At 62.5% G+C, this 25,122-nt stretch carries 23 protein-coding genes; 12 read left to right on the forward strand and 11 right to left on the reverse strand.

Features of this window, described 5'->3' with window-relative positions; all coding sequences use genetic code 11:
• Positions 1 to 362 precede the first annotated feature (362 nt).
• Positions 363 to 1,013 carry a ribonuclease HII gene (locus LPJGGPFB_RS06010; RefSeq protein ID WP_173419166.1) on the reverse strand — a complete coding sequence of 217 codons (651 nt, stop codon included), beginning with the start codon at positions 1,011 to 1,013 and terminating at the stop codon, positions 363 to 365.
• 355 nt (positions 1,014 to 1,368) lie between these two features.
• The gene (locus LPJGGPFB_RS06015) at positions 1,369 to 2,526 is read right to left on the reverse strand and encodes a PA0069 family radical SAM protein (protein WP_173419167.1); all 1,158 of its coding nucleotides are present in this window, start codon (positions 2,524 to 2,526) and stop codon (positions 1,369 to 1,371) included.
• A 198-nt stretch (positions 2,527 to 2,724) separates the two neighbouring features.
• Here LPJGGPFB_RS06015 and LPJGGPFB_RS06020 point away from each other — a divergent pair, with 198 nt between their 5' ends.
• Positions 2,725 to 3,252: a glycosyltransferase family protein gene (locus tag LPJGGPFB_RS06020; protein WP_173419168.1), complete on the forward strand. Its 528-nt coding sequence runs from the start codon at positions 2,725 to 2,727 to the stop codon at positions 3,250 to 3,252.
• Between the two features lie 452 nt (positions 3,253 to 3,704).
• Here LPJGGPFB_RS06020 and moaB read toward each other — a convergent pair whose 3' ends face one another.
• The 4 genes from moaB to LPJGGPFB_RS06040 form a co-directional block, all read right to left on the reverse strand.
• Positions 3,705 to 4,247 carry a molybdenum cofactor biosynthesis protein B gene (moaB, locus tag LPJGGPFB_RS06025; protein ID WP_173419169.1) on the reverse strand — a complete coding sequence of 181 codons (543 nt, stop codon included), beginning with the start codon at positions 4,245 to 4,247 and terminating at the stop codon, positions 3,705 to 3,707.
• 1 nt (position 4,248) lies between these two features.
• Positions 4,249 to 5,160, reverse strand: a complete 912-nt coding sequence (locus LPJGGPFB_RS06030) for a 4-(cytidine 5'-diphospho)-2-C-methyl-D-erythritol kinase (protein ID WP_173419170.1) — start codon at positions 5,158 to 5,160, stop codon at positions 4,249 to 4,251.
• A gap of 7 nt (positions 5,161 to 5,167) precedes the next feature.
• Complete coding sequence (locus tag LPJGGPFB_RS06035) at positions 5,168 to 7,000, reverse strand: tetratricopeptide repeat protein (protein WP_173419171.1); 1,833 nt, start codon at positions 6,998 to 7,000, stop codon at positions 5,168 to 5,170.
• 163 nt (positions 7,001 to 7,163) lie between these two features.
• A complete protein-coding gene (locus tag LPJGGPFB_RS06040) occupies positions 7,164 to 8,180 on the reverse strand; it encodes a polyprenyl synthetase family protein (protein WP_173420959.1) in 1,017 nt (338 codons plus the stop codon).
• A 108-nt stretch (positions 8,181 to 8,288) separates the two neighbouring features.
• On the opposite strand from LPJGGPFB_RS06040, the gene LPJGGPFB_RS06045 reads away from it, so the two are divergent.
• The 6 genes from LPJGGPFB_RS06045 to LPJGGPFB_RS06070 all read left to right on the forward strand — a co-directional run bounded on the left by LPJGGPFB_RS06045 (position 8,289) and on the right by LPJGGPFB_RS06070 (position 12,102).
• On the forward strand, positions 8,289 to 8,510 hold the full coding sequence (locus tag LPJGGPFB_RS06045; protein WP_025426110.1) for a putative signal transducing protein: 222 nt from the start codon (positions 8,289 to 8,291) through the stop codon (positions 8,508 to 8,510).
• Positions 8,511 to 8,547: 37 nt separating this feature from the next.
• Positions 8,548 to 9,339 carry a tRNA1(Val) (adenine(37)-N6)-methyltransferase gene (locus LPJGGPFB_RS06050; protein ID WP_173419172.1) on the forward strand — a complete coding sequence of 264 codons (792 nt, stop codon included), beginning with the start codon at positions 8,548 to 8,550 and terminating at the stop codon, positions 9,337 to 9,339.
• Positions 9,340 to 9,415: 76 nt separating this feature from the next.
• Entirely contained in the window at positions 9,416 to 10,282 is an 867-nt protein-coding gene (locus LPJGGPFB_RS06055; RefSeq protein ID WP_173419173.1) for a S49 family peptidase, read from the forward strand.
• 10 nt (positions 10,283 to 10,292) lie between these two features.
• Positions 10,293 to 10,484: a membrane protein gene (locus tag LPJGGPFB_RS06060; RefSeq protein ID WP_025426113.1), complete on the forward strand. Its 192-nt coding sequence runs from the start codon at positions 10,293 to 10,295 to the stop codon at positions 10,482 to 10,484.
• Positions 10,485 to 10,594: 110 nt separating this feature from the next.
• Entirely contained in the window at positions 10,595 to 11,557 is a 963-nt protein-coding gene (locus LPJGGPFB_RS06065) for a glycine--tRNA ligase subunit alpha (RefSeq protein ID WP_173419174.1), read from the forward strand.
• Positions 11,554 to 12,102 carry an AAA family ATPase gene (locus LPJGGPFB_RS06070; RefSeq protein ID WP_173419175.1) on the forward strand — a complete coding sequence of 183 codons (549 nt, stop codon included), beginning with the start codon at positions 11,554 to 11,556 and terminating at the stop codon, positions 12,100 to 12,102. The genes LPJGGPFB_RS06065 and LPJGGPFB_RS06070 overlap by 4 nt, the downstream gene beginning before the upstream one ends.
• A 2-nt stretch (positions 12,103 to 12,104) precedes the next feature.
• Here LPJGGPFB_RS06070 and LPJGGPFB_RS06075 read toward each other — a convergent pair whose 3' ends face one another.
• Positions 12,105 to 12,308 carry a hypothetical protein gene (locus tag LPJGGPFB_RS06075; protein ID WP_173419176.1) on the reverse strand — a complete coding sequence of 68 codons (204 nt, stop codon included), beginning with the start codon at positions 12,306 to 12,308 and terminating at the stop codon, positions 12,105 to 12,107.
• A 354-nt stretch (positions 12,309 to 12,662) separates the two neighbouring features.
• Between LPJGGPFB_RS06075 and LPJGGPFB_RS06080 the strand changes: the two genes are divergently transcribed.
• The 5 genes from LPJGGPFB_RS06080 to LPJGGPFB_RS06100 all read left to right on the forward strand — a co-directional run bounded on the left by LPJGGPFB_RS06080 (position 12,663) and on the right by LPJGGPFB_RS06100 (position 19,423).
• On the forward strand, positions 12,663 to 13,211 hold the full coding sequence (locus LPJGGPFB_RS06080) for a LemA family protein (protein WP_077504170.1): 549 nt from the start codon (positions 12,663 to 12,665) through the stop codon (positions 13,209 to 13,211).
• Between the two features lie 87 nt (positions 13,212 to 13,298).
• On the forward strand, positions 13,299 to 14,567 hold the full coding sequence (locus LPJGGPFB_RS06085; RefSeq protein WP_173419177.1) for a 3-phosphoshikimate 1-carboxyvinyltransferase: 1,269 nt from the start codon (positions 13,299 to 13,301) through the stop codon (positions 14,565 to 14,567).
• Between the two features lie 107 nt (positions 14,568 to 14,674).
• A complete protein-coding gene (locus LPJGGPFB_RS06090; RefSeq protein WP_173419178.1) occupies positions 14,675 to 16,615 on the forward strand; it encodes a DUF2207 domain-containing protein in 1,941 nt (646 codons plus the stop codon).
• 113 nt (positions 16,616 to 16,728) lie between these two features.
• Entirely contained in the window at positions 16,729 to 18,894 is a 2,166-nt protein-coding gene (glyS, locus tag LPJGGPFB_RS06095) for a glycine--tRNA ligase subunit beta (protein WP_173419179.1), read from the forward strand.
• 13 nt (positions 18,895 to 18,907) lie between these two features.
• Positions 18,908 to 19,423, forward strand: coding sequence for a 2-thiouracil desulfurase family protein (locus tag LPJGGPFB_RS06100; RefSeq protein ID WP_173419180.1), 516 nt, complete (start codon positions 18,908 to 18,910; stop codon positions 19,421 to 19,423).
• 117 nt (positions 19,424 to 19,540) lie between these two features.
• On the opposite strand, the gene LPJGGPFB_RS06105 is transcribed toward LPJGGPFB_RS06100, so the two are convergent.
• The 4 genes from LPJGGPFB_RS06105 to LPJGGPFB_RS06120 all read right to left on the reverse strand — a co-directional run bounded on the left by LPJGGPFB_RS06105 (position 19,541) and on the right by LPJGGPFB_RS06120 (position 24,992).
• Complete coding sequence (locus tag LPJGGPFB_RS06105; RefSeq protein WP_173419181.1) at positions 19,541 to 20,065, reverse strand: plant virulence effector HPE1-like domain-containing protein; 525 nt, start codon at positions 20,063 to 20,065, stop codon at positions 19,541 to 19,543.
• A 107-nt stretch (positions 20,066 to 20,172) separates the two neighbouring features.
• Positions 20,173 to 21,444: a phosphoribosylamine--glycine ligase gene (gene purD / locus LPJGGPFB_RS06110; RefSeq protein ID WP_173419182.1), complete on the reverse strand. Its 1,272-nt coding sequence runs from the start codon at positions 21,442 to 21,444 to the stop codon at positions 20,173 to 20,175.
• A gap of 147 nt (positions 21,445 to 21,591) precedes the next feature.
• Entirely contained in the window at positions 21,592 to 23,955 is a 2,364-nt protein-coding gene (locus tag LPJGGPFB_RS06115; RefSeq protein WP_173419183.1) for an EAL domain-containing protein, read from the reverse strand.
• A complete protein-coding gene (locus LPJGGPFB_RS06120; protein WP_173419184.1) occupies positions 23,952 to 24,992 on the reverse strand; it encodes an ABC transporter substrate-binding protein in 1,041 nt (346 codons plus the stop codon). The genes LPJGGPFB_RS06115 and LPJGGPFB_RS06120 overlap by 4 nt, the downstream gene beginning before the upstream one ends.
• Between the last annotated feature and the right edge of the window lie 130 nt (positions 24,993 to 25,122).

The raw sequence follows: 25,122 nt of genomic DNA on the forward strand, positions 1-25,122 counted from the left end.
ACTTCGCCAGGGTATCCCGGTTTCAAGTGACATCACGGAAGCGGACAAGATGCTCTAAAAACAAGCGCTCGGGCGTCCGTGGTGCATTCTTCCGAACGCACGGCGCTCCAAGCATCGCCAGGAGAGTGCGGGAGTGGCTTTTCGTCCGAGCAGGCGCAAGTGCTGAACGCTAGCGCCTCTCTGCGGCTCCGGCTGCAGGGGACGCGCTCCAGATCTCCGGCGGACAACTAGGCAAGGCGCTGTAGCCCCTCGCTCTTCCGGCCCCTGATTGGGGCACAGTTGCAAGCGGGTGTCGAGCGCTTGCACGTCGTAGGCCGGTACCTGCGGCAGTCCAGATCGCCGGGCTTCGGCGATGCCGACCGTCAATCCTTGCGCAGTGGGCGGAAGCTCATGCGATGCAGCGGGCAGGGGCCTTTGGCATCGATCGCCTTGCGATGCACCACTGTTGCGTAACCGGCATGGACCGCAAAGCCGTAGCCGGGGTGAGCGACATCGGCACGTTCCATCATGCGGTCGCGCGTCACCTTGGCGACGATCGATGCTGCCGCGATCGAAAGCGAGCGGGCGTCGCCCTTGACCACCGCCTTGGCGTGACAGCCAAGGCCGGGCGGCACATCACGGCCGTCGACCAGGACGAAGCGGGCCGCAAGCGACAGACCGTCGACGGCGCGGCGCATCGCTTCAAGGCTCGCCTTGCGAATGTCGATGGTATCGATGGTCGCGGCAGAGGAAGAGGCGATGGAAACCGTGGCGGTTGCCAGGATCTCGTCGAACAGCTTTTCGCGCTGAGCTGCGCTCAGCTTCTTGCTGTCGTTCAGACCTTCGGGGATCGCATCGGGATCCAGGATGACGGCAGCCGCAACGACGGGGCCGGCAAGCGGTCCGCGTCCGGCTTCGTCGGCGCCGGCGACAGGCCAGGCGCCTTCCTTTCTGGCAGCCAGTTCGAAGCTGAAATCAGGTCCGAGGAGAAGATCCGGGAAAAGGGGAGAATCGGTCGATCTGCGATGTGACATGCGGCGAAACTCGCATGATCGACCGATTCTCTTCAAGTCCCCCGATCTGAGTGCGGCAGCAGCCGGGGGGTATGCCAGCGTCATCCTGAGGCACAAAGGAGACGCCGGAATTCACTAAAGTCATCTCGCGCCGGCAATGACGCGGCACGCATGCCTTTGCCCGCGCCGGTGGCATCTGCGCCACCCAGCTCGACATTGATCAAAAGGTGCAAGCCCTAACACCTAAGCGCGGGGTTGCAGCGGCCTTGTCCGGTCGGCCAATGAGGTCATCGGGGCTGCCGGCCCACCTCCCACTCCATGACGTCTTCAATCCAAGAACCTCCGTCCCCAGCGACATACGCAAGACTTGTTGCCGCTAGAGCAGCGAAAGCTGGACGCCGGTCCCAAGCGGCGGGACGAAGATGTCGTCGCGCAGCTGTCGGCGGTTGAGGTTGAGGCCGAGGCGTTTGGCCGCAAGTTCGAACCTTCGGCCAATCTGCCAGGCATAGGGCCCGGCACCCTTCATGCGCTTGCCGAACTCGGCGTCGTAATCCTTGCCGCCGCGCATCGAGCGGATGAGCGACATCACATGCCGGTAGCGGTCGGGATAGTTGCGCAGCAGCCAGTCGCGAAAGAGCGGGCTGACCTCAAGCGGCAGGCGCAACAGCACATAGGTCGCCTCCAGCGCACCTGCTGCCCGCGCAGCTTCCAGCACCCGCTCTATCTCGTGGTCGTTCAGGGCCGGGATGATCGGGGAGACCAGGACACCGGTCGGAATGCCGGCTTCAGTGAGCGAGCGTATCGCCTCAAGCCGCTTGGTCGGCGTCGAAGCGCGCGGCTCCATCGTGCGCGCCAGCTTCCGGTCGAGCGTCGTTACCGAAATACCGACCCGCGCTAGTCCCTTTTCAGCCATGGGGGCAAGCAGGTCGATGTCGCGCGTCACCATCGCCGACTTCGTCACGATCATGACAGGATGGTTGGCCGCCTGCAGTACTTCGAGGATCTGGCGCATGATCCGCCATTCCTTTTCGATTGGCTGATAGGGATCGGTATTGGTGCCGATCGCGATCGGCCGCACCTTGTAGTCCGAGCGGGCGAGTTCGCGTTCCAGCAGGCGCGGTGCGTCCGGCTTGGCGAAGAGTTTCGCCTCGAAATCAAGTCCGGCCGAAAGCCCCATAAAGGCGTGCGTCGGGCGGGCAAAACAATAGATGCATCCGTGCTCACAGCCGCGATAGGGATTGATCGAGCGGTCGAAGGAGATATCAGGAGAATCGTTGCGGCTGATGACCGAGCGCGGCTTTTCCACCTGCACTTCGGTCTTGAAAGGCGGTAGATCCTCCAGGCTCTCCCAGCCGTCGTCGAAAGCCTCGCGCGCCTGCTGTTCGAACCGGCCCGACATGTTCAGCCCGGCGCCACGTCCGCGGCGGCGATCAACCTCGATCCTGAGACCGGTTCCGCTCATCAAAGCTTCGGCAACCTCTGCCGTGTTGGCGGGTGCAAGCGCACCCTGCCTGATCTGAGACAGCTCGTTCATCGGAATCTCCGAGGGATCAGATGTTTGATCCCGTTTTGTTCTGATTATTTTCCTAACGCGAAAGCGGGAACAATTCAAGAACAAAAATTCACCCGCCCTGTATTCGGAACGAAAGCCATCGGACGGAACACGAGCCGGACGAGGGTGGTCATGCCATAGGGTTGTAGCATTTTACGCTGCAATGCGGTAGGAACAGCTATGCTGACGATCATCATGGAAACACGCGATAACGAGGCTGAACTGGCGCAGACGCTATCGGTGCTCGTGGCGGGTGCCGTGGAGGGCCTCGTCAGCGATGTCATCATCCTCGATTACGGCTCCAAGGATGGCTCGGTGCGTGTCGCCGATGCCGCCGGCTGCCGCTTCTGTGTCGATTGGGATCTGGGCGAAATCGTGCGTTCGGCACGGGGCGAATGGTTGATGCTGCTTGAACCGGGCGCGCGGCCGATCGGCCGCTGGGTGGACGAACTCGTCGAATATGTGTCCCTTCACAAGGGGCCAGCCCGTTTCTCGCCGTCCCGGATGCATCGCAAGCCGCTGCTGCATCGCCTGGCGCGGCGGGTGAAGCCGCTGGAGGCTGGTTTCCTCGTGCGCAAGGGCGACGCTCTCGCGGTCGCACGCGGGAAGATGCAGCTGAGCGAGATGGCGAATGTCCGCAGCGTTCGAAAGCTGGCAACCGAGTTGGTGCCGGCCTGGGTTGCCGTCGACAACAGGCAGGATGCCTGAAGCCTGTTGCGCCGAAGTTTGCGGCAACGACATTCGAAAGAACAACATCGTAAGGTCCGCCAAGCGGATCTGAACGAGCGCGACGCGCTCCAGGGCATGTTCGGCGCCAACAAAAAAGGTGCCAGTCCTGCGGACGGCACCTCCAAGCGGCTACCAAATATCCTTGCTAGCAAATTCGTATCCGAGCGACCGGGCGAGCCGCGCGTCGTATGTTTGATTTCCCCTCGCCGGGGGGACATCGGCGATGGGCTCGTCTTTGCTCCGTTCGAAGGATTTGCTCGGGTCTCATTGCGACCCTTCGAAGCGGGCTGACGGATGAAGCTTTAGCAGACCGGCAGGTGCTTGCCAGTTCCCCAGGGAACAGGCTTGGGGCACGGTGCGGCCAGGATCATCGATTGCCGCGCGTCTCGCGGAATCTTTCAAAGCATGCCAGCTGTCGATTACTTGGCCGCTCAGCCCCGTTTCAGATGCTCGTCGAGCCGCGGCATGATCTCGACGAAATTGCACGGCATGTGCCGATAGTCGAGCTGCTGCTTGAGAATGCCGTCCCACGCGTCCTTGCAGGCCCCTGGCGAACCCGGCAGGACGAAGATGAAGGTGGCGTTGGCGACGCCGCCGGTCGCGCGCGACTGGATCGTCGATGTGCCGATCTTCTCGTAGGAGATCCGGTGAAAGACTTCCGAGAAGCCATCCATCCGTTTCTCGAACAGCGGCTCGAGCGCCTCGGGCGTCACGTCGCGGCCGGTAAAGCCGGTTCCGCCTGTCGTGATCACCACGTCGATCGTGTCGTCAAGCGTCCAGGCTTCCACCTGGTCGCGGATCTTTTGGCGATCGTCAGGCACGATCGTGCGTGCTTCGAGACGATGGCCGGCGTCGCGGACGCGCGCCTCAAGCGTATCGCCGGATTTATCGTCGGCCAGCGTGCGCGTGTCGGAGACTGTCAGAATGGCGATGCCGACGGGGACGAAGGGGCGATTGTCATTGATCCCGGCCATACTAATTCCCTCTGCCCACGGTTCTTGCGGCGAGAACGTACCATTCTGGGTGGGCGGCAGAAAGAGTGTGTGCAGCGTGCTGTGCGCTTTCGTCGCTATCGAACAAGCCGAAGCAGGTGGCGCCCGAACCGGACATCCGAACCAGCGCGGCGCCGGCCGTTGCGAGCGCGCCGGAAACGTCGGCGATAACAGGCTGCAACAGGCGCGCCGGCGGCTCCAGGTCGTTGCGCATGGTGGCCATGGCCGTAAGCCAGGCAGCGGCGGATAAGGGGCCGGCCGGCATGGCAAGCGGCGGGTTGGTCTTCTTCTCCAATGTCCGGAAGATCACCGGCGTCGAGACGGCGACCAGGGGATTGACCAGCACGATTGGAAAAGCGGGAAGCTCCGGGGCGGGGGTGATCTCCTCGCCGATGCCGCGGGCAACAAGCGGCCACCCGTCGAGACACATCGGCACGTCGGCACCAAGCTTGAGCGCCAAGGTGGCGAGCAGCAGATGGTCGATCCGGGCGTGCCAAAGATCGAGCAATCCGCGCAGTGTTGCGGCCGCGTCGGCGGATCCGCCACCGATTCCCGAAGCAATGGGCAGGTTCTTTTCGAGATGAATATGGACCGGGGTGGTGTCGACGCCCTCTAATGCGAGCGTCCGGCGCAGCAGGTCCCGCGCCCTGAGCACGAGATTACCGCCTTGATCATCGCCCGCCACTGAAAGTTCGGCGGCAAATGGCCCGGAGAGGGTGAACCGGTCCTCGCTCGACGGCGCGAGGCCGATGCGGTCGCCCCGATCGGCAAAGGTAACGAGACTTTCGAGGAGATGGTGGCCGTCGGCCCGTTGGCCGACGACATGCAGTGCCAGATTGATCTTGGCGGGCGCCGCCCGTGTTAACGCGAAGCCCGCGATCTCGCCTTCAGGCATGCTGGTATCAGGACTTCTTGTCCGGTGCAGGTGCTTCCGGGGTGACCTTCTTCGGCGCGGTTTCCTTGGCGTCGGCGGAGGCCGGAACCTCTTCCTTCAGCGCCGGCAGACCGTTTTCGATCTTGGCCTTGATCTTCGGGATCTCGGCTTCCTCGGGTTTCAGCTCAAGCGTCTGCGTCCATTGGAACACGGCTTCCAGCTTGCGACCGACGCGCCAATAGGCATCGCCGAGATGGTCGTTGATCGTCGGATCGCCGGCCATCAGCTCGGCTGCCTTTTCAAGCTCGACCACCGCATCGTCGAAGCGGTTCATGCGGAAGTAGGCCCAGCCGAGCGAATCGACGATGTATCCGTCATCCGGCTTCAGCTCGACCGCCTTGCGGATCATGTCGAGCCCTTCTTCCAGGTTGATGTTCATGTCGACCCAGGAATAGCCGAGGTAGTTCAGCACCTGCGGCTGGTCCGGGTTGAGCTCCAGCGCCTTGCGGAAGCTCGGCTCGGCCTTGTCCCAAAGCTTCTGACGCTCATAGGCGATGCCGCGCTGGAAGAACACGGTCCAGTCGCTGCGCTTCGGCACGGGTCCGATCTGGTCAACGGCCCGGTCGTAAAGCTCGCCCATCTCCTTGTAATCCTTGGCATCGGAAAGCACGCTGCCATAGGCAAGATAGTTGCGGATGTTCTTCGGATCGACGTCGATCAGCGCCTTCAGGTGCTTTTTGGCTTCATCCACCTTGCCGATGCTGGCAAGGCTGAGGCCGAGCTGCAGCTCGGAAAGCCTGCGCATCGGCGAGGCTTCGGGCACGCTCTGGTAAAGCTCGATTGCTTCCTTCGGCTTCTTGAGGTTTTCGGCGATGCCGGCCAGCATAACCAGGATGTCGGCACTTTCCGGGTCGAGACGACGGGCCGTCTGGAGATAGAGCGAGACGATGTCTTCGGCGCCGTCACGGTTGAGCGCGCCGCCGATGGAAAAGAGCACGGCTGCCGCACCCTGCGATGCGTTCTTGACCTGCTGCTCCTGAGGTATGCCGGCCTCGATATTCTTCCTGAGCGCCTCGAGTGGCGTGTAGTTGTTGACCATGTTCTCGCCGACGGCGATCGTGTCCAGGGCCTTCTGCTTGTTGTTTTCACGCGCCTCGAAACGCGCCAGGGCCTCGACCGCACGCATGAACGTGTCGGGCGCAGCACTGCCGCCTTCGCGATCGAGGATAGCGTCGTTGAGCTTGGCGCGTGCGGTGTCCTTGTCGCCGGAAGCGATCGCAATCGCGCCGGCGTGGTAGTTCTTGAACACGCGGAACCACTCCGGCCCTTCAAGGCCGTTGACCTGCGCCAGCGCTTCCTTGGGCTTGCCCTGCCCGAATTTGGCCCAGGCGGAAAGCAGGCCGTTCATCAGCCGGTCGAGATCGTTCGGCCCCTCGTAGTTGAGGAGTTTCTGCGCGTTGCGGTACTCGCGCTTGCGGATCGCCTCGATCGCCCGGATCACGGTAGTGATGCGCTCGACGGCCGGATCGGACTTCAGCTGCTCGGCAATCTTGGCGCCCTCGTCAAACTTGCCGGCCATCAGCAGCGTGATCATCAGGCGCTGCTTGACTTCGTTGTTGTTCGGCTCGAACTGCAGGGCGATGCGGTAAAGTTCGTTGGCCGCGGCAAAGTCACGGTCCGTATCTGCCGTGCGGGCGGCAAGGAATGCGCCGGCAAAGGTGTTGACGGTCGTGATGTCGAAAGGCTCGGTCTCCTCGACGGCGGCCTTTTCCTCGGCGAAAGCCTGGTAGCTGCCGCCGACGGTGGCAAGAGCCATCAGTGCAGCGCCGCTCAGAAGGCGGAGGATCGTCTTTTGCCGCATGTCAAACCTTTCATTGCCGATCTCTCGGCCTTGCGCACGACTGAGGGTTGTTCTGGAATCAGCCACGTGTTGCCCGGCACAACTCTTGAGGAACAGAATGGCTTTTTTGGCGCAACGCGGCAAGAAATTCCTCTTGGATGTCCCGGTTCGGCCGAAGGTCGCGTCAGCTCACCCGGTCGATGCAGAAGTCGATGACCTCTACCAGTGCCGATTTCCACGGCGAAACCGGGAGCGGTGCCAGGGCATCGCGTGCGATCGTGCCGTAGTGCTGGGCGCGGGCGATGGTATCGCTCAAGCCGCCATAACGCTTGATCAGGCCGAGCGCCCTTTCGAGGTTCGCATCGCTGCTGTCGCCGCCTTCGATCGCCTCACGCCAGAAGGCGCGATCCTCCGGCGTACCGCGGCGATAGGACAGGATCACCGGCAGGGTGATCTTGCCTTCACGGAAATCGTCGCCGACGTTCTTGCCGAGGTCGCTGGCCGAGCCGCCATAGTCAAGCACGTCATCGACAAGCTGGAAGGCGAGGCCGAGGTTCATGCCGTAGGATTTTAGCGCATTGCGGTCGGACTTGCTGGTCTGGGCGACGATCGGGCCGACTTCGGCGGCCGCAGCAAAGAGCGCTGCGGTCTTGGCGCGGATGACCTGGAGATAGTCGTCTTCGGTCGTCTCCATGTTCTTGGCGACGGAAAGCTGCAGCACTTCGCCCTCGGCGATCACCGAGGCTGCGGTCGAAAGCACGTCGAGCGCATCGAGCGAGCCGACATCGACCATCATGCGGAAGGCCTGGCCGAGCAGGAAGTCGCCGACAAGAACGCTTGCCTGGTTGCCCCAGATCGTGCGGGCGGTGGACTTGCCGCGGCGCAGATCGCTTTCATCCACGACATCGTCATGCAGCAGTGTTGCCGTGTGCATGAACTCGACGCTGGTGGCGAGCTTGACGTGAGCGTCGCCCTCGTAGCCGAACATGGCGGCGGAGGCGAGCGTCAGCATCGGCCGCAGGCGCTTGCCACCCGACGAGATCAGGTGGTTGGCAACCTCGGGAATCATCTGGACGTCGGAGCCGGCCCTCGACAGGATGAGCTGGTTGACGCGTTCCATGTCGGGAGACGTCAGGTCAACGAGCGGCTTTACGGACGCCTGTTTGTTTTTGCTGTCTTCCAGCGGTATCACTACGCCCAACACCGGGACTCCTGTTTTCATTGTCGCTTTCGACAATAGGAAGGGGGGGCACGTGCGGCAAGAGGCGAATTGTCCCGCTTGCTGAAATAGGACAGGAAAAACCGCTGGATGAAGGAATTGATCCGCACCAACGACGTCGTTCTGCTCTCTTTTGCCGAGAGCCTGATGAAGGACGCCGGTATTAACAGCCTGATCGCCGATCAGGGCATGAGTATTCTAGAGGGGTCCTTGGGCCTGCTGCCGCGCCGTTTCCTGGTGCCGGACGACGATGCCGATGCCGCGCGCCGCATTCTCGTCGAAGCGGGGTTGGAAGCGGAGTTGCGGGCATGATCGCCGACGTGTTGGCAGTCATTTGGAACGATCAGCCATGAGCGAAGGACAGATCGCGCTTGTCGAGTCCGAGACCGTCGACGCGTTCCACCGCGGCAGGTTTCATGTCGTGCAGCCGCTGGGGCAGGGTCATCGTTCCGGCATGGATGCGATGATGCTCGCCTCGTTGGTCGCTTCCGACCGTGCCTGCCGTGTAGCCGATCTTGGTGCGGGTGCGGGTGCCGCCGGCATGGCGGTTGCCTCGCGGCTGGATCTGGCCGACGTGGTTCTGGTGGAGCGCTCGCCGACTATGGCGGAGTTCGCGCGCCGAAGCCTCGCGCTTCCGGAAAACGGGCGTTTCGCCGCGCGGGTTTCGGTGATCGAGGCCGACGTTTCGCTTGCCGGGCGGGCGCGCCGCGCCGCCGGTTTGCCCGATGATGCCTTCGATCACGTGATCATGAACCCGCCGTTCAACGATGCGTCCGACCGGCGCACGCCTGATAGCCTGAAGGCTGAGGCGCACGCGATGAGCGATGACCTCTTCGAGGTCTGGATCAAGACGGCGGGCGCGATCACGAAGCCGGGTGGGCAATTGTCGCTGATCGCCCGGCCGGAATCGATCGCCGATATCATCGCCGCCTGCGGGCGTCGTTTCGGCGGCATCGAGATAACGCCGCTGCATCCACGCATCGGTGAAAACGCCGTACGCATCCTCGTCACCGCGATCAAGCAGAGCCGCAAGCGGCTGGTGCTGCGGGCGCCGCTGATCGTGCACGAGGAGGGCGCACATCGCTTTTCCAGAGATGTCGACGACCTCAACAACGGGCGCGATGCCTATCGGCGCCGCTGATTTACCGTATGCGGCATTGCGTTTGGGCGACCAGTGCATACATGCAGGAACAAGAGTCGGTATTGCAGGAGTTGAGATGGCTGGGTTCTTCAAAAGGCTGATGCCGAAGCGTTTTCGGCGGGATGGCATTGCGATCCCTGTCGTGCGGCTGCACGGCGCCATTATGGCCGGTGGCGGCCAGTTTCGCCCGGCGCTCAACCTCGCATCGGCTGCTCCGCTGCTGGAGAAAGCCTTCGCCGTCAAGGAAGCGCCGGCCGTTGCAATTTCGATCAACTCCCCCGGTGGCTCTCCGGTGCAATCGCGGTTGATCTACCAGCGCATCCGTGATCTCGCCCAGGAAAAGAAGAAGCGCGTGCTCATCTTCGTCGAGGACGTGGCCGCTTCAGGCGGCTACATGATCGCGCTTGCCGGCGACGACATCATTGCCGATCCGACGTCGATCGTCGGCTCCATCGGCGTGGTCTCTGGCGGCTTCGGTTTCCCGGAATTGCTGAAGAAGATCGGCGTCGAGCGGCGCGTCTACACTGCCGGCGAAAACAAGGTGATGCTCGACCCCTTCCAGCCGGAGAAAGAGCGCGACATCGAGTTCCTCAAAAGCCTGCAACTCGATATCCACGACACCTTCATTCAAATGGTGAAGGCTCGCCGCGGCCAATTGCTGGCCGACCACCCCGACGTCTTCTCCGGTCTTTTCTGGACGGGCCGACGGGGATTGGAACTCGGCCTGATCGATGGCCTTGGCGATCTGCGCGGCGAGGTGAAAAAGCGTTATGGCGAGAAGGCGCGGCTCGAACTGATCCAGCCGGCGCGCAGTCTTTTCGGGCGCCGTCAGGCCGGCGCTTCGATTGCTGGCGATATCGCCGCGCCGATCGCCGCATCTGCGATGGCAGGTCTTGCCGAAGCAGTGGAGGAAAGGGCATTGTGGGCGCGTTTCGGGCTTTGAGGGAGGAAAAATGCCGCAGCTTATCCTGCTCCTGATCGCAGGCTTCGTTCTATGGATCGGTTACCGCAAGTTCATCGCGGACGCCCAGAAACTGACGCGTCAACGCGATCAGACGCGCCGCGAGCAGCAGACCGGCGCCAGCGGAACCCTCGTCAAGGATCCCGAGACCGGTGAATACAGGCTGAAGCGCGAAGACGACTGAGATTTTTCGCGCCCTTTTGCGTGCACGCAGGTCGCCTTGAGCGCTTGACCCCTGCCGCCCGGCGTGGCACCTGTCCGGCTCTCATTTCATGAAGAATTCGGACGTTCCCCATGACCACCGCCTCGCTGCCCGACCATATGAACCCCAAGCGCTCGTTCCAGGCCCTGATCCTGACGCTGCACAACTATTGGGCCGACAAGGGTTGCGCGGTGCTGCAGCCCTACGACATGGAAGTGGGCGCCGGCACATTCCATCCGGCAACGACGCTGCGTGCGCTTGGCCCCCGCCCATGGCGCGCGGCCTACGTTCAGCCTTCCCGCCGCCCGACCGACGGCCGCTATGGTGAGAACCCGAACCGTCTTCAGCACTACTATCAGTATCAGGTGATCCTGAAGCCGAACCCGTCCAACCTGCAGGAGCTCTATCTCGGCTCGCTGGAGGCGATCGGCCTCGATCCGCTGCTGCACGACATCCGCTTTGTCGAGGACGATTGGGAAAGCCCGACGCTCGGCGCCTGGGGCCTCGGCTGGGAATGCTGGTGCGACGGCATGGAAGTGTCGCAGTTCACCTATTTCCAGCAGGTCTGCGGCATCGAATGCTCGCCGGTTTCCGGGGAGCTGACCTATGGTCTCGAGCGTCTGGCGATGTATGTCCAGGGCGTCGACAATGTCTACGATTTGAACTTCAACGGCCGCGAAGGCGCCGAGAAGATCAGCTATGGCGACGTTTTCCTGCAGGCGGAACAGGAATATTCCCGCTTCAATTTCGAGTACGCCAACACTGCCATGCTGCACCAGCACTTCATCGACGCGGAAACGGAATGCCAGGCGTTGCTGGCCGCCGGCGCGCCTGACGACGGCACCAACAACCAGCTGCACAAGTGCGTATTCCCTGCCTATGACCAGTGCATCAAGGCGAGCCACGTCTTCAACCTGCTCGATGCGCGCGGGGTGATTTCGGTGACGGAACGCCAGAGCTACATTCTGCGCGTGCGCACGCTCGCCAAGGCGTGCGGCGAGGCGTTCCTCTTGACCGACGCCGGCGGCGCGAACCTCAACCGGGACGCCGCTTGATCGCCGAGCCAGCCAGCCTCATCGTTCATATCAATGGCTGGCCGGGCACCGGGAAGCTCACCATCGCGCGCCATCTCGCCGGCCATCTCGGCGCGAGGCTTGCCGACAATCACACGCTGATCAATCCCGCCGAGGCGCTGTTTGCGAGGGGCACGCCGCTCTATCGGTCGCTACGGGCGACCGTCAGGGCGGCTGTGCTCGATCACGTGCGCCGGGCTGATGCCGCGCAATCCTTCCTCTTCACCGATGCACTGTCGGATGATGCATTCGACAGTCGGGCGTTTGACGATTATGCGACGCTCGCTGCCGATCGCGGCGCCCGTTTCGTTGCGGTCGTTCTCGATTGTTCGATGGAGGAAAATCTGAAGCGGTTGACGCGTGCCGGTCGTGCCAAGGCGCACAAGCTGACGGATCCGCAGGTGCTGATAGATCTTAGGGGTCGGCACGTCCTGTTGAAGGGAAAAAGCGATCAGCTGGTCGAGCTCGACGTCACCAGCCTTGGCGCCGACGAAGCGGCGCGCGAGATTGCAGCGCGGATGGCTTGACGTCAGGCTTCAGCGGTATCGCGCGGGCATCCGCTCTTCTTCGTTATCTGCTCAAGTGTGGGGTAGGCGCCATCGTGAGACTGGCTGGAGTAGGTCTGCAGCGCGCGGCGGACGCCTGAGGGCCTTTCGATCGAGGTGACGCTCGCATAGGCAACGAACAGCGCCGAAAAGGCGACTAGGTTGGTGAGGGTTGCGAGCGTTTTCATGGTCTTCACTTCGTCTTCGGGGTTATTCGATATCCCGACTATCGTCCATCATCCGGATCCTCGCCGTTCCCGATGGAACAGGAATCGATGTGTTTTGACGTTGGGACGGGCCGCGGCTGTGAACAGAGCGTTCACCGCCTTCGGCCGGCATTTCGGGAGGGGTGTTTTTCTCCGTCCGGATGCTGCAGAAAGAGCTTTGAAGCTGGAGAGCCGATCTTGCAGCGCCGCGCATGGAACATGGCGGGTCAAGGACGCTGTAACGCTTTAAACTTGCTGCATAATTTTGCGCCTAAATCGATTCCGATTTAAGAATTTATGCAGTAATCTCTGCCGAGCTTTTTTGGAGGGTGTCCCATGATTGGTCTGGCCATCGGCGTTGCCGTTATCCTGTATCTGGTTTTCGTCTATAACGGCCTCGTCAAGGCGCGGCAGATCGCCGAGGAAGCCTGGTCGGGCATCGATGTGCAACTGAAGCGGCGCGCCGACCTCATCCCCAACCTGATCGAGACCGTGAAGGGCTATGCCGCGCACGAGAAGTCGACGCTTGAGGAAGTCATCGCGATGCGCAATCGCGCCCAGGCCGTGCCATCAGGCGATGTCGAGGGACGGGCGGCGGCCGAAGGGGCCCTGTCGCAGGCACTCGGAAAACTCTTTGCTCTTGCCGAAGCCTATCCGGATCTGAAGGCCAACGAGAATTTTGCCGAACTGCAGCGCTCGCTGGAAACCATCGAGGGCGAGATCCAGATGTCTCGCCGCTATTACAACGGCGCGGCGCGCGATCTGAATGTCAAGGTCGAGAGCTTCCCGTCGAACCTCATAGCCAACGCGTTCCGCTTCGTGAAGGCCGGCTATTTCGAGATCGCCAACGAGGCGGACCGTGCGGTGCCGCAAGTTAAATTCTGATCGGGACGTTACCCGAGACCGCAATCAGATGATATGAGACCTGCCGAAGCCGAGAGCGCGGCGTTATTTGCATCAAGAGACCTAAGCATGAGTGATACCGTGAAGAAGCTGATCATCCTGCCGACCGACCATCCCCTGCGCGGTCACGTCCGCCCGCCGGGTTCGAAGTCGATCACCAATCGGGCGCTGCTTCTTGCGGGTCTTGCCAAGGGCACGAGCCGGTTGACCGGGGCGCTGAAGAGCGACGACACGCGCTATATGGCCGATGCGCTGCGCGCGATGGGCGTCCAAGTCGATGAGCCGGACGACACCACATTCGTCGTTACCGGAAACGGTCGGCTGGCATCTCCGTCGGCACCGCTGTTCCTCGGCAATGCGGGAACCGCGACACGCTTCCTGACGGCGGCTGCCGCTCTCGTCGACGGCCCGGTGGTCGTCGATGGCGACCAGCACATGCGCAAGCGTCCGATTAAGCCGCTTGTCGACGCGCTCCGTACGCTTGGCGTCGAGGTGACGTCGGAAACAGGTTGCCCGCCGGTCACCGTCAACGGCAAGGGCGGTTTCCCTGCCGGCCGTATCGAAATCGACGCGGGCCTTTCCAGCCAATACGTGTCGGCGCTGCTGATGGCGGCCCCCGGCGCCAAAGGCCCTGTCCGCATCGAGCTTGCCGGCGACGAGATCGGCGCGCGTGGCTATATCGATCTGACCGTTGCGGCGATGCGCGCCTTCGGCGCCGAGGTCGAGCAATTGAGCCCATCCGTCTGGCAGGTTGCGCCGACGGGCTATCGCGCCGCCGATTTCGCTATCGAGCCGGACGCATCGGCGGCGACCTATCTCTGGGCGGCGGAAGTGCTGACGGGCGGTGCCATCGACCTCGGCGTGCCGGCGTCGGTTTTTTCGCAGCCCGATGCCCGCGCCCACGACGTCATCTCCCAGTTCCCGCATCTTCCTGCCGTCATCGACGGATCGCAGATGCAGGACGCGATCCCGACGATTGCGGTTCTTGCCGCATTCAACGAGACACCGGTGCGTTTCGTCGGCCTTGCCAATCTACGGGTAAAGGAATGCGACCGCGTTCGCGCTCTGTCGCTGGGCCTGACCGCCATCCGGCCGGGACTGGCGCACGAGGAGGGGGACGATCTGATCGTCTCTTCCGATCCGGGACTCGCCGGACAGACGTTGCCGGCGTCGATCGACACGTTTGCCGACCACCGCATTGCCATGAGCTTTGCCCTTGCCGGGCTGAAGATCCACGGCATTGCCATTGAGGACCCCGGCTGCGTCGCCAAGACCTATCCGGCCTATTGGGACGCGCTGGCATCGCTCGGCGTCGCCTACACCGGTGACCGTCCTTGATATCGCGCCTCAAGCCTTTTCAGGAAAGGTGCGAAGCGGTTTTCCGTCAGGAAATGCGAAAAACCATGAAATCGTCCCTCCAGATCGATCGAAAGGTCTGAGACCGTATGGCCCGTTTCGTCGCCCTGCTTGGCATGTTGTTGTTCCTGCTGGCGACGGCGGGTGCCGGGCGTGCGGACGAAGTGTTCTCGTCCTATCATTCGGTGATCGATGTCGCCAAGGACGGCACGCTGACGGTGACGGAGACGATCACGGCCAATGCCGAAGGCAACCAGATCCGGCGGGGGATCTTTCGTGACCTGCCGTTGACCTTTACCGACGCCAAGGGTCGCCGCAGCAAGGTGGATTTCAAGCTGCTTTCGGTCGAGCGCGACGGCGAGGAGGAGCCTTACCGCACTGAATCGATCTCGGGCGGCATCCGTATCTACACCGGCTCGGCGGAGATATTTCTGCCGCACGGCGAGCACACGTTCCAATTCACCTATGAGACCAGCCGGCAGATCCGCTTCTTCGAGGATCACGACGAACTCTACTGGAACGTGACAGGCACCGAATGGGCGTTCCCGATCGATGAGGCGAGCGCCACCGTCAATCTGCCGGAGGGTGTGCGACCCGAGGCGCTTGACGTTTTCACCGGTGGCTACGGCGCGACCGGCAAGGATGCGCGGGCTTCCGAGGAAGGCAGCGAGATTTTCTTTGCGACCACCCGGCGGTTGGAGCCGAAGCAGGGGCTGACCATTGCGGTCAAGATGCCGAAAGGCAGCATCGAGCAGCCTTCCTCCAGCCAGGAAAATGCCTGGTGGATTCGCGATCATATGGCGCTTCTGATCGCCGCAGCGGGTCTTCTGGTGGTGGCGCTCTACTACGGCCGCGCCTGGCTGAAGGTGGGGCGGGACCCGGCACGCGGCGTCATGGTGCCGCGCTGGGACGCGCCCGAAGGCATTTCGCCGGCGCTGGTCAACTACATCGACAACAGGGGCTTTTCCGGTGAGGGCTGGACGGCGCTGTCTGCGTCGGCGCTCAGCCTTGCGGTCAAGGGCCATGTGGTGCTTGAGGACCTGAAGAGCGCCATCGTCATTGCCGCAACCGGCAAGGGCAGCAGCGAAAAGCTGCCGACCGGCGAGGCGAGCCTGATGAAGGCCGTCAATGCCGCCGGCGGCAAGCTGAAGATCGACCGGGCCAACGGCACGAAGGTGCAGGCGACCGGCGCGGACTTCCGCAATGCCATGGAGCGCGAGCATCGCGGCAAGTACTATCTGGAAAACACCGGTTATATCGTCGCTGGCGTGGTGCTCTCGATCCTGGCGATCGCTGCCGTGTTCCTGTTCGGCGATTTGAGCGAGGACAGCATCCCGCTGGTGATCGTCCCGGTCTTCATCGCCTTTGTCATTTCGATCCTCGCCGTTTCCTTCGGCAAGTCCTTGCAGCGCGAAAAGAGCCTGATGAGCCGCATCATGTCGATCGTGGTGATCGCTTTCATCGGCTTCGTCGCCTTCACCATCTTTTCCAGCATTCTGGCGGTGGTGTTCTATTCCGCCGCCGAGACGGACGAGTTGCCGCTGCTGTTTGCGATCGGCGGCATCGTGCTGGTCAACGTGCTGTTCTTCTTCCTGATGGGGGCGCCGACGCCGCTCGGCACCCGGATGATGGACGGCATCGACGGCCTCCGGCAATACATGACGCTTGCCGAGAAAGACCGGATGAACATGCAAGGGGCACCCGAAATGTCGCCCCGGCATTTCGAGACGCTGCTGCCCTATGCCGTGGCCCTCGGGGTTGAAAAGCCGTGGACGCAAACCTTCGATCGCTGGCTGCTTGCAGCCGCCGCAGGCGCCGCTGCAGCCGCCGCCTACCAGCCCACCTGGTACCATGGCGATAGCTTCGGCTCGACCTCATTCGGCGATCGCATCGGCGGCTTTGCCGGCTCGATGGCCGACACAATGACCTCCTCTCTGCCGCCCCCGCCGAAATCCTCGTCGTCAAGCTTTTCCACCGGCGGCGGCTTTTCCGGTGGCGGCGGCGGCGGTGGTGGCGGCGGTGGCTGGTGATCTCGCCGCGAGCCTCTTGCCTGCGGGTCAAATTCATCGTCGGGCTTGGTGACATTTTCACCAGAGCTTGCTAAGTCGGCGGCAACCGTCCGGAACAGAAAAAGTCATCTCCCATGCCCGATCTTCTTATCGAACTCCGCTCCGAGGAAATTCCTGCCCGCCTGCAGCGCAAGGCGGCCGGCGACCTCAAGAAGCTCTTGACCGACGCACTGGTCGAAGCGGGTTTGACCTATGAGGGCGCGCGCGAATACTGGACGCCGCGCCGGCTGACGCTCGATATCCGCGGCCTCAATGCCCGTTCCGCCGATGTGCGCGAGGACCGCAAGGGCCCGCGCACCGACGCCAATGAAAAGGCGATCGAAGGCTTCCTGCGTGGCGCCGGCCTGTCTTCGATCAGTGAGGCCCACGTTCACAGCGATCCGAAGAAGGGCGATTTCTACGTCGCCCACATCGTCAAGCCGGGCCGTCCCGCCGAAGAGATCGTCGCCGAGGCGATGCCGGACATCATCCGCAACTTCCCCTGGCCGAAGCCGATGCGCTCCGGTGCCGCCTCGGCCAAGCCGGGGGCGCTCCGCTGGGTGCGCCCGCTGCAGTCGATCGTCTGCACCTTCGGCTCGGAAACCGACGAAACCCATGTGATCCCCTTCGAGGTCGACGGCATCGTCGCCTCCAACATCACCTATGGCCATCGCTTCCATGCGCCCGAAGCGATCACAGTGCGCCGCTTTGCCGACTATGCCGAGAAGCTGGAGCGCGCGAAGGTCGTGCTCGACGGCGAGCGCCGCAAGCAGATGATCCTGGCCGACGCGCACAATGTCGCTTTCGCCAACGGCCTCGAACTCGTTGAGGATGAAGGCCTGCTTGAAGAAGTCTCCGGCCTCGTGGAGTGGCCGCAGGTTCTGATGGGAAGCTTTGAAGAGAGCTATCTCGAAATCCCCTCGGAAATCATCCGTCTGACGATCAAGACCAACCAGAAGTGTTTCGTGACCCGTGCGCCGGGTGCCGAGACGCTGTCCAACAAGTTCATCCTCGTCTCAAATATTGAGGCGAAGGACGGTGGCAAGGAGATCGTGCACGGCAACGGCAAGGTCGTGCGCGCCCGCCTGTCGGACGCCGCCCACTTCTGGCACCGCGACCAGGGCAGCCTGCCGGATCTGGAGACCTTGAAACCGTCGGCCGAAAAGTTTGGCCTCGATCTCGGCAAGCCGCTCGACCAGCGCATGGCGAAACTCGACGCGCTGAACGTGACCTTCCATGCCAAGCTCGGCACGCAGGGCGAACGTGTCGCCCGGATCCGTGCGCTTGCCGCAGAACTCGCCAAGGTGACCGGCGCCGACGCCAAGCTGGTCGACCGTGCCGTGGTGCTGGCAAAGGCCGATCTGCGCACCGAGGCCGTCGGGGAATTTCCCGAACTCCAGGGCATCATGGGCCGCAAATATGCGCTGCTCCAGGGTGAAGACGGCTCTGTCGCCACGGCGATCGAAGATCACTGGAAGCCGAATGGTCCCTCGGATCGCGCGCCAACCGATGCTGTCGCAGTCACCGTTGCGCTTGCCGACAAGCTCGACACGCTCGTCGGCTTCTGGGCGATCGACGAAAAGCCAACCGGCTCCAAGGATCCCTACGCCCTGCGGCGCGCTGCTCTCGGGGTCATTCGTCTGATCCTCGAAGGCAAGGCCCGCCTGCCGCTCGTGCCGTTCCTTGAGATCGCGCTGACAGCGCTCAGGGCACAGAAGCCGGCGCTGGCGAACGATGTGTCGGCGGACCTGCTCTCCTTCTTCCACGATCGCCTCAAGGTCTATCTGCGCGATCTCGGCGCCCGTCACGACCTGATCGATGCGGTGCTGACGCCGGATGCCGACGATCTGCTGATGATCGCCCGCCGCGTCGAGGCGCTGACCGCCTTCATCACTGACGAAGAGGGCAAGAACCTGCTGGCCGGCACGAAGCGGGCCACACAGATCCTGGCCGCCGAAGAGAAGAAGGGCACGGCGGTTGCCGACGCAGTTGATGCCGGCCTCTTCCGCCTCGATGCCGAAAAGGCGCTGCATTCCGCAGTCCAGCTCGGCTCCGGCGAAGCCCGCGAGGCGATCGCCAAGGAAGACTTCCGCTCGGCCATGCAGGCCCTGTCGAAGCTGCGCGAGCCGGTCGACCAGTTCTTCAACGATGTTCTCGTCAACGACGATGACGTGTCGATCCGGGCAAACCGCCTGGCGCTGCTTGGTCTGATCCGCTCGGCGACCGGCACGGTTGCCGACTTCTCCAAGATCGCGGGATGACGGGGAGGGGCGCATGACGGCGAAGATCCTCGTCAGCGCCTGTCTCATGGGGCATGCGGTGCGCTACGATGGGGCGTCGAAGCCGCTTGTCCACCCGGCGATCGACCGCTGGCGCGAAGAAGGCCGGCTGGTCACCATCTGTCCCGAGATGTCGGCCGGTATGCCGGTGCCGCGCCCGCCCGCCGAGATCGCGTCGGGCAAGTCAGGTGTGGATGTACTCGACGGTGGTGCGACTGTGATCGAGAACACCGGCCGCGACGTAACCGGCGAGTTCCTTGCCGCCGCGGAAAATGCGCTATCGCTCGCGCTTGAAACGGACTGTCGTTTCGCGCTTTTGATCGACGGCAGCCCGTCCTGCGGATCGGGCTTCGTCTATGACGGCACGTTCTCCAGCGCTCGCCACGCAGGACAAGGAGTGACGGCAGCGCTGCTCGCAAGGAACGGCATCGAGGTTTATTCCGACAGGGAAATCGAAGCGTTGATCGAACGGGTCGATGGGGTGTGCGACGCCGATAGAAAGCCCGGATAAGAAGATTGCGCCCCTGCTTCTCTCAGGAGCGCAATCTCTCGCTTTTCAGCGAAACGCCCGTCAGCCCTTGAATGCAGGAGCGGCTGACTGGGGCAGGGAACTTTCCCGTTCAGGCCCTCAGTTTAGCCGAAGTTCGAGGCTGGTCGGATCAAATTGCCGTGAGGCTTCGCCGGTCGCCGCTGCCGCAACGGCAGGTCCCGCCTGTGTCATGGTTTGAACCGCGGCAGTCTTGGCAGTCTCGTCGATCGTTGGGGCGACCGTGCCATGATCGCCCGGGCTTACGAGGTCGCCGAGCGCAGCGGCTGTCGCCACATCAGCCTGGCCGGTTCCATCGGATGCCTTGACCACATCCACGGGTGGCTTGCTGACGAAAACAACGGGCGAACCGCCGAGCCAGGCTTCGGTGCGCACCAGCTTCATCTCGCCATTGATTTTCTTGAGTTCGACCTTGTCGCTGCCCTTGTCGATTTCGGGCACCACATAGGTGATCTTCTTCCTGGTCTGCAGGGGAGGGCACTGTGGGCAAGTCACCGCCGCCACGCTGGAGTTGACCGCTTCGCCCGAAACGATGGTGTCGATCGACGATGCCCAGGCGCTGCCGGCTGCAAGCGTAACGGCGGTGGTGATCAGCAACAGGCGCATCGGTCTTCTCTCCGAGTTTGTTCTCGGCGAGAATATGCGTTCTCTCTTACTTTCCCGTCAGGAGAATTGGTAAAAATTGAATGATCCGGCGTATTTGCCGACGGCGGTCAGGCCTTCTCGCGGGCAACCGCGCGCCAGCCAATATCGTGACGGTAGAAGCCGTTGTCCCAGGAAACGCCGGCAACAGCCGAATAGGCAAGCGCCTTGGCAGCGCCGGCGCTGTCCCCGATCGCGGTGATGTTCAACACCCGGCCACCCGTTGCGACCAGGCTGCCGTCCTTCATCGCTGTTCCGGCATGAAACACCTTGGTCTGCGCCGAGGCTGCCGGGAGCGCATCGATGGGCGTGTTCTTGTCGTAGCTGCCCGGATAGCCCTTTGAAGCCATGACCACGGTCAATGCCGTCTCGTCGCGCCATTCGGCTTCCATGCCTGCCAGCGTGCCCGTTGCTGCGGCGTAGAGCAGCGGCAGCAGGTCGCTCTTCATGCGCATCATCAGCACCTGGCATTCTGGATCGCCGAAACGCACATTGTACTCGATCAGCTCCGGCCCCTTGGCGGTGATCATCAGCCCGGCGAAGAACACGCCGGAAAAGGAATGCCCGCTTTCGGCCATGCCGCGCATGGTCGGCTCGACGATCTCCTTCATCGTGCGTTCGGTCATCTCGGATGTCATCACAGGTGCTGGCGAATAGGCGCCCATGCCGCCGGTGTTCGGGCCGGTGTCGCCATCGCCGACGCGCTTGTGATCTTGCGCCGAGGCGAGCGCCAGCGCGGTCTTGCCGTCGCTCAGGCAGAAGAAGCTTGCCTCCTCGCCGTCGAGAAAGGCTTCGACCACCACTTCCGCGCCAGCCGCGCCGAAGGCGCCGTCGAAACAGTCATCGATCGCATCGAGCGCTTCGTCGAGTTCCATGGCAACGGTCACGCCCTTGCCTGCGGCAAGACCGTCGGCCTTGATGACGATCGGCGCACCCTGGTCGCGCACATAGGCCTTGGCGGCCTCTGCGTCGGTAAAGCGGCCGTAGGCCCCGGTCGGGATATCGTAGCGGGCGCAGAGGTCCTTGGTAAAACCCTTGGAGCCTTCAAGCTGGGCCGCAGCAGCGGAAGGGCCGAAAACCGCGATGCCGGCGGCGCGCAACACATCCGCGAGACCTGCCACGAGCGGACCTTCAGGTCCGACGACGACGAAGTCGATCGCCTCTTTCAGGCAGAAGTCGACGATTGAAGCGTGATTGTCGGTGTCGAGCGCGACGAGGGTCGCTTCCTCGGCAATACCCGGATTGCCGGGCGCGGCGTAAAGCTTGGTCAGTTTCGGCGACTGCGCAATTTTCCATGCCAGCGCATGTTCGCGTCCACCCGATCCGATCAGAAGAACCTTCATTGCCTGCTCCCGACATGCTGAAATTGTTGCGTTGCGGTTAAGGCGAGGCGGCTGTCAGGTCAAGGGGGCAGGGAGGGTTGGCGCACGATTCCCGCGACGCAAAGCACCCACCGGAGGCGCTGCGAGATGAAACGCGCGAAGGTGCGTTCAGGCGATTGCCTGCTGGTTCTTGCGATCATCCCTTTCGTTGCCGTAGCGGGCCGTGCGCGTCAGCGCCCAGATGCCGAGATCCTCGAGCGGCAGCGGCTTGCTGATGAGGTAGCCTTGGAACAGGTCGCAGCCTGCAGCCGTCAGCATCGAGAGTTTCTCCGGCGTATCGACGCCTTCGCCGACCACGGCAACGTCCTTGGCGTGGCAGAGTGCGATCAACGCCCTTAGAACCGGCAGCGATTGCGATGCGGTCAGGTTCGAGACGAGCGCCCGGTCGAGTTTGATTGTGTCGGCGGTGTATTCGATGATCTGCTGGACGGAGGTGTATCCCGCTCCGAAATCGTCGATCGACAGGCGGAAGCCCTTTTGGCGCAGCTCGTCGATGTTGCGGCGAAGCTGGTCGCTGAACTTGACCGCGAATGTCTCCGTCAGCTCGATCTCGATTGATTGCGGCTGCAGGCCATGGCGGTTGAGGCAATCGGAGAAATAGTCGGCGATCGCCTTGGAATGTAGTTCGGCCGAGGAGATATTGATCGCCAGGATCGTATCGGGACCAAACAGCGCCTTGAGCTGCGCACAGTCGGACATCGCCTGGTTGATCACCCACCAGTCGATCTTGGTGAAAAGGCCGGAGCTTTCGGCGATCGGCACGAATTCATCGGGCGTCACATTGCCAAGCACCGGCGAATACCAGCGCAAAAGCGCTTCGCAACCCGTCACCCGCCCATCGGTATCGACAATCGGCATGTAGACCAGATGGAATTGTTCGTCCGGATCGAGCGAGCGCAGCTCATCCTGGATCTGGCGCAGGCGCGTGCGCTTGTCGTGAAGGGCGCGCGAGAACCTTGAAGAGCGGTTCTTGCCGCTGGTCTTTGCCTGATACATCGCGGCATCCGCATTCGAGATCAGCTCGGCGAGATTGGTCGCATCATCGGGGCAGATGGCAGCGCCGATGCTGGCCGTGACCGGGTAGCTCTTGCCCGCGACTTCGAAGCCGTCTTCAAACAGTGCGAGGATGGCGGCCGAGACTTCCCGTACGGTGCCGTCACCCGGTCGGGAGCGCACGAGCACCGCGAATTCGTCGCCTGAAAGCCGTGCGAGAATTGCCGGCTTCTGGCCACGCCGCTCGGTGATCGCTTCGACGTTCTCGGCGATCCGCGTCGCCAGCGTCTTCAAGAGTTCGTCGCCGATCTCATGGCCATGCTTGTCGTTGACGAACTTGAAGTTGTCGATGTCGATGAACAGCAGGCTGCATTTTTCACCCGAGACGATCGCCTCGCGCACGATGCCGGCAGCAACGGCGTTGAAATGGCCGCGATTGCTGATGCCGGTCAACGTATCGGTCCAGGAGCTGCGCTGCACCAGCTTGAGCGATTGTTCCGACTGGCGATGCAGCTCTCTGATGTTTTCGGTCAGGCGCCCGATCTCGCCCTTCTCCGCCATGTTGCGGATCTCGTCATGGGCACCGACCATGACCGCCATGACGTTGGCGTCGAGCGTAGCAATGGGATCGGTGATGAAGCGGCGGATGAGCACGATGATCAGCCAGATGGAGAACAGGCTCATGGCCACGGCGCCAAGCGCCAGCAGCAGCTTCTGCTGTGCCATCAGCCGGTCGAAATGATCGCTCGAAACCGTCAGCGTCGCATAGAGCGATGGTCCGAGGTGCACGCTTGCGGAAAGGTCGTCAGTGACCGCCAGCGGCCACGGCTGAAGCACGACGTCGGCGCCGTATTCCTGCTTCAGGGTTTCCTGCATGTCGAGGAAACGGTCCGGCTGGATTGCTACCTGGATCAGCAGCGCACCCGATTTCTTGCTCGGTAGCGGCCGCGTGAACGTAACGGGATCGAGGAAATACGAATAGACGATACGGGCCTTCTGTCCGACGTCGGAGAGATAGGTCCAGTCGGCTAGCTTCTCTTCGCGGATCAGTCGCCGCGACAGGTTGAGCTGCGCCTCGTCGATTTCGGCGAAGGGATCCCAGCTGTTCTCAAAATAATATTCGGACTGCAGGTCCGATGTCAGGATCGCCAGCGACACGTAGCCCATCGGATCGTCGGAAAGCGATTTCACGCTTTCCTGCAGCCGCACGCCGAGCGCATTGGCCCGGTAGTTCTTGTCGGTTTCGGAGATGTACTGGCGCAGCGAATTGCTGTTCAGCAGCGCGTTGAGGAAGCCCTTGCTGCGGCCGATCTCGTTTTGGAAGACGGCGGCGGCGTGCTCCAGCCGCTGCGACAGCTTGGCATGTTCGAGCGCCCGGATCGAGCGGCTCTGGGTGACATGGACCGAAACCGCCGCCAGCAGGTAGCCGGCCAGCACCACGGGAAAGATCAGGATGAGTGCGCGCTTGCCGAGGGTCACTGGAAATTCGCCAATGTGCTGATGATGCGCCGGCGCAGCTGCACCGACGTCGTTGACAGTTCCTGCTGGTACTGGCTCTTGGCCAGAATGTCCGGCGACGGGTAGATCGCCTGGTCCGCGCGGATCGCTTCCGGCAAGAGGGCAAACGCGGCCTTGCTGGGCGTCGGCATGTTGAGCGTCTGCGCATTTGCGGCAGCACTTCCGGGCGAACCGATATAGTCGAGGAAAGCGAGCGCTCGCGCCTTGTTCGGCGACTTGGCGACGACCGACATGCAGTCGAGCCACGAAAGCGTGCCTTCCTTGGGCGCGACATAGCGCCAGACGCCGGGGGTGCCGGCCTTTTCGTTCAGGACGTGCTGGTCGCCGCTGTAGCCGAGCGCCAGATGGATGTCCTTGCCGATCGCCTGGTTCTGGATCGAGCTGATGACGTATTCATAGGTGAGAACCGACGGCGCCTGTTCCTTCATCATGTTGAAGGCGGTCTTGAGCGTTTCGGGTTCGTTGGTATTGATCGACTGGCCGAGCAGCATCAACGGCGCAACGAAAGCCTCGTTGTGATCGTCATACATCGCTACGTGTTTGTGGAGTGCCGGCGCCGGCTGCATCAGGTCTCGCCAGGATGTCGGCGCTTCCGGCAGCACGTCCGATCGATAGAGAATGCCCATCGTGCCCCAGAGGTACGGCAGACCGTGGTTCGAGCAGCGCGTGCGCCAGCTTTCGTCATAGTCCCTGAGCGAGGCGACATTGCTTTCGTCGACCGCTTCCAGCACCCCTTTGCGCCCGAACAGCGCAGCACCGTTCTCCCCGGTCACCACCAGATCGACGATGCTGTTCGGATCGGCCAGCACCTCGTCGCGGGTGTCGCCGCTGTCGTAGTAGACTTGGTGGATTCCGACGCCAGTTATCGCCGTCCAGCGATCGAGGATCGCCTGGTCGATATAGGATTCCCAGATCAGCAGGTTGAGCGTTTCGGCTTGCCCCGCCGTTGCCAAAAGCAACGTCGTCAAAAAGGCAGGAATCGCCGATCGCCTTCGCATTGTCTACCCTTGCCCAAGCCCCATTCAGCGACCGTAGCGCGCAAAAATTGATGAATGATTACGCAGGGCTGCGGGAAATAGCAGGGTTGGTGCACGGCACTGCCACGCGGAAAACAGAACGGGCGCCGCA

The organism is Ensifer adhaerens (genome assembly GCF_013283195.1).
GTDB classification, from domain to species: Bacteria; Pseudomonadota; Alphaproteobacteria; order Rhizobiales; family Rhizobiaceae; genus Ensifer; species Ensifer adhaerens_G.

Excerpts from the sequence above, each read along its gene's own strand:
- LPJGGPFB_RS06085 (WP_173419177.1), top strand. The coding sequence starts at position 13,299 with ATGAGTGATACCGTGAAGAAGCTGATCATCCTGCCGACCGACCATCCC.
- LPJGGPFB_RS06030 (WP_173419170.1), bottom strand. The coding sequence starts at position 5,160 with ATGCCTGAAGGCGAGATCGCGGGCTTCGCGTTAACACGGGCGGCGCCC.
- LPJGGPFB_RS06080 (WP_077504170.1), top strand. The coding sequence starts at position 12,663 with ATGATTGGTCTGGCCATCGGCGTTGCCGTTATCCTGTATCTGGTTTTC.
- purD (WP_173419182.1), bottom strand. The coding sequence starts at position 21,444 with ATGAAGGTTCTTCTGATCGGATCGGGTGGACGCGAACATGCGCTGGCA.
- LPJGGPFB_RS06090 (WP_173419178.1), top strand. The coding sequence starts at position 14,675 with ATGGCCCGTTTCGTCGCCCTGCTTGGCATGTTGTTGTTCCTGCTGGCG.
- LPJGGPFB_RS06075 (WP_173419176.1), bottom strand. The coding sequence starts at position 12,308 with ATGAAAACGCTCGCAACCCTCACCAACCTAGTCGCCTTTTCGGCGCTG.
- LPJGGPFB_RS06060 (WP_025426113.1), top strand. The coding sequence starts at position 10,293 with ATGCCGCAGCTTATCCTGCTCCTGATCGCAGGCTTCGTTCTATGGATC.
- LPJGGPFB_RS06120 (WP_173419184.1), bottom strand. The coding sequence starts at position 24,992 with ATGCGAAGGCGATCGGCGATTCCTGCCTTTTTGACGACGTTGCTTTTG.
- LPJGGPFB_RS06035 (WP_173419171.1), bottom strand. The coding sequence starts at position 7,000 with ATGCGGCAAAAGACGATCCTCCGCCTTCTGAGCGGCGCTGCACTGATG.
- LPJGGPFB_RS06050 (WP_173419172.1), top strand. The coding sequence starts at position 8,548 with ATGAGCGAAGGACAGATCGCGCTTGTCGAGTCCGAGACCGTCGACGCG.
- LPJGGPFB_RS06065 (WP_173419174.1), top strand. The coding sequence starts at position 10,595 with ATGACCACCGCCTCGCTGCCCGACCATATGAACCCCAAGCGCTCGTTC.
- LPJGGPFB_RS06105 (WP_173419181.1), bottom strand. The coding sequence starts at position 20,065 with ATGCGCCTGTTGCTGATCACCACCGCCGTTACGCTTGCAGCCGGCAGC.
- glyS (WP_173419179.1), top strand. The coding sequence starts at position 16,729 with ATGCCCGATCTTCTTATCGAACTCCGCTCCGAGGAAATTCCTGCCCGC.
- LPJGGPFB_RS06010 (WP_173419166.1), bottom strand. The coding sequence starts at position 1,013 with ATGTCACATCGCAGATCGACCGATTCTCCCCTTTTCCCGGATCTTCTC.
- moaB (WP_173419169.1), bottom strand. The coding sequence starts at position 4,247 with ATGGCCGGGATCAATGACAATCGCCCCTTCGTCCCCGTCGGCATCGCC.
- LPJGGPFB_RS06045 (WP_025426110.1), top strand. The coding sequence starts at position 8,289 with ATGAAGGAATTGATCCGCACCAACGACGTCGTTCTGCTCTCTTTTGCC.
- LPJGGPFB_RS06020 (WP_173419168.1), top strand. The coding sequence starts at position 2,725 with ATGCTGACGATCATCATGGAAACACGCGATAACGAGGCTGAACTGGCG.
- LPJGGPFB_RS06015 (WP_173419167.1), bottom strand. The coding sequence starts at position 2,526 with ATGAACGAGCTGTCTCAGATCAGGCAGGGTGCGCTTGCACCCGCCAAC.
- LPJGGPFB_RS06055 (WP_173419173.1), top strand. The coding sequence starts at position 9,416 with ATGGCTGGGTTCTTCAAAAGGCTGATGCCGAAGCGTTTTCGGCGGGAT.
- LPJGGPFB_RS06100 (WP_173419180.1), top strand. The coding sequence starts at position 18,908 with ATGACGGCGAAGATCCTCGTCAGCGCCTGTCTCATGGGGCATGCGGTG.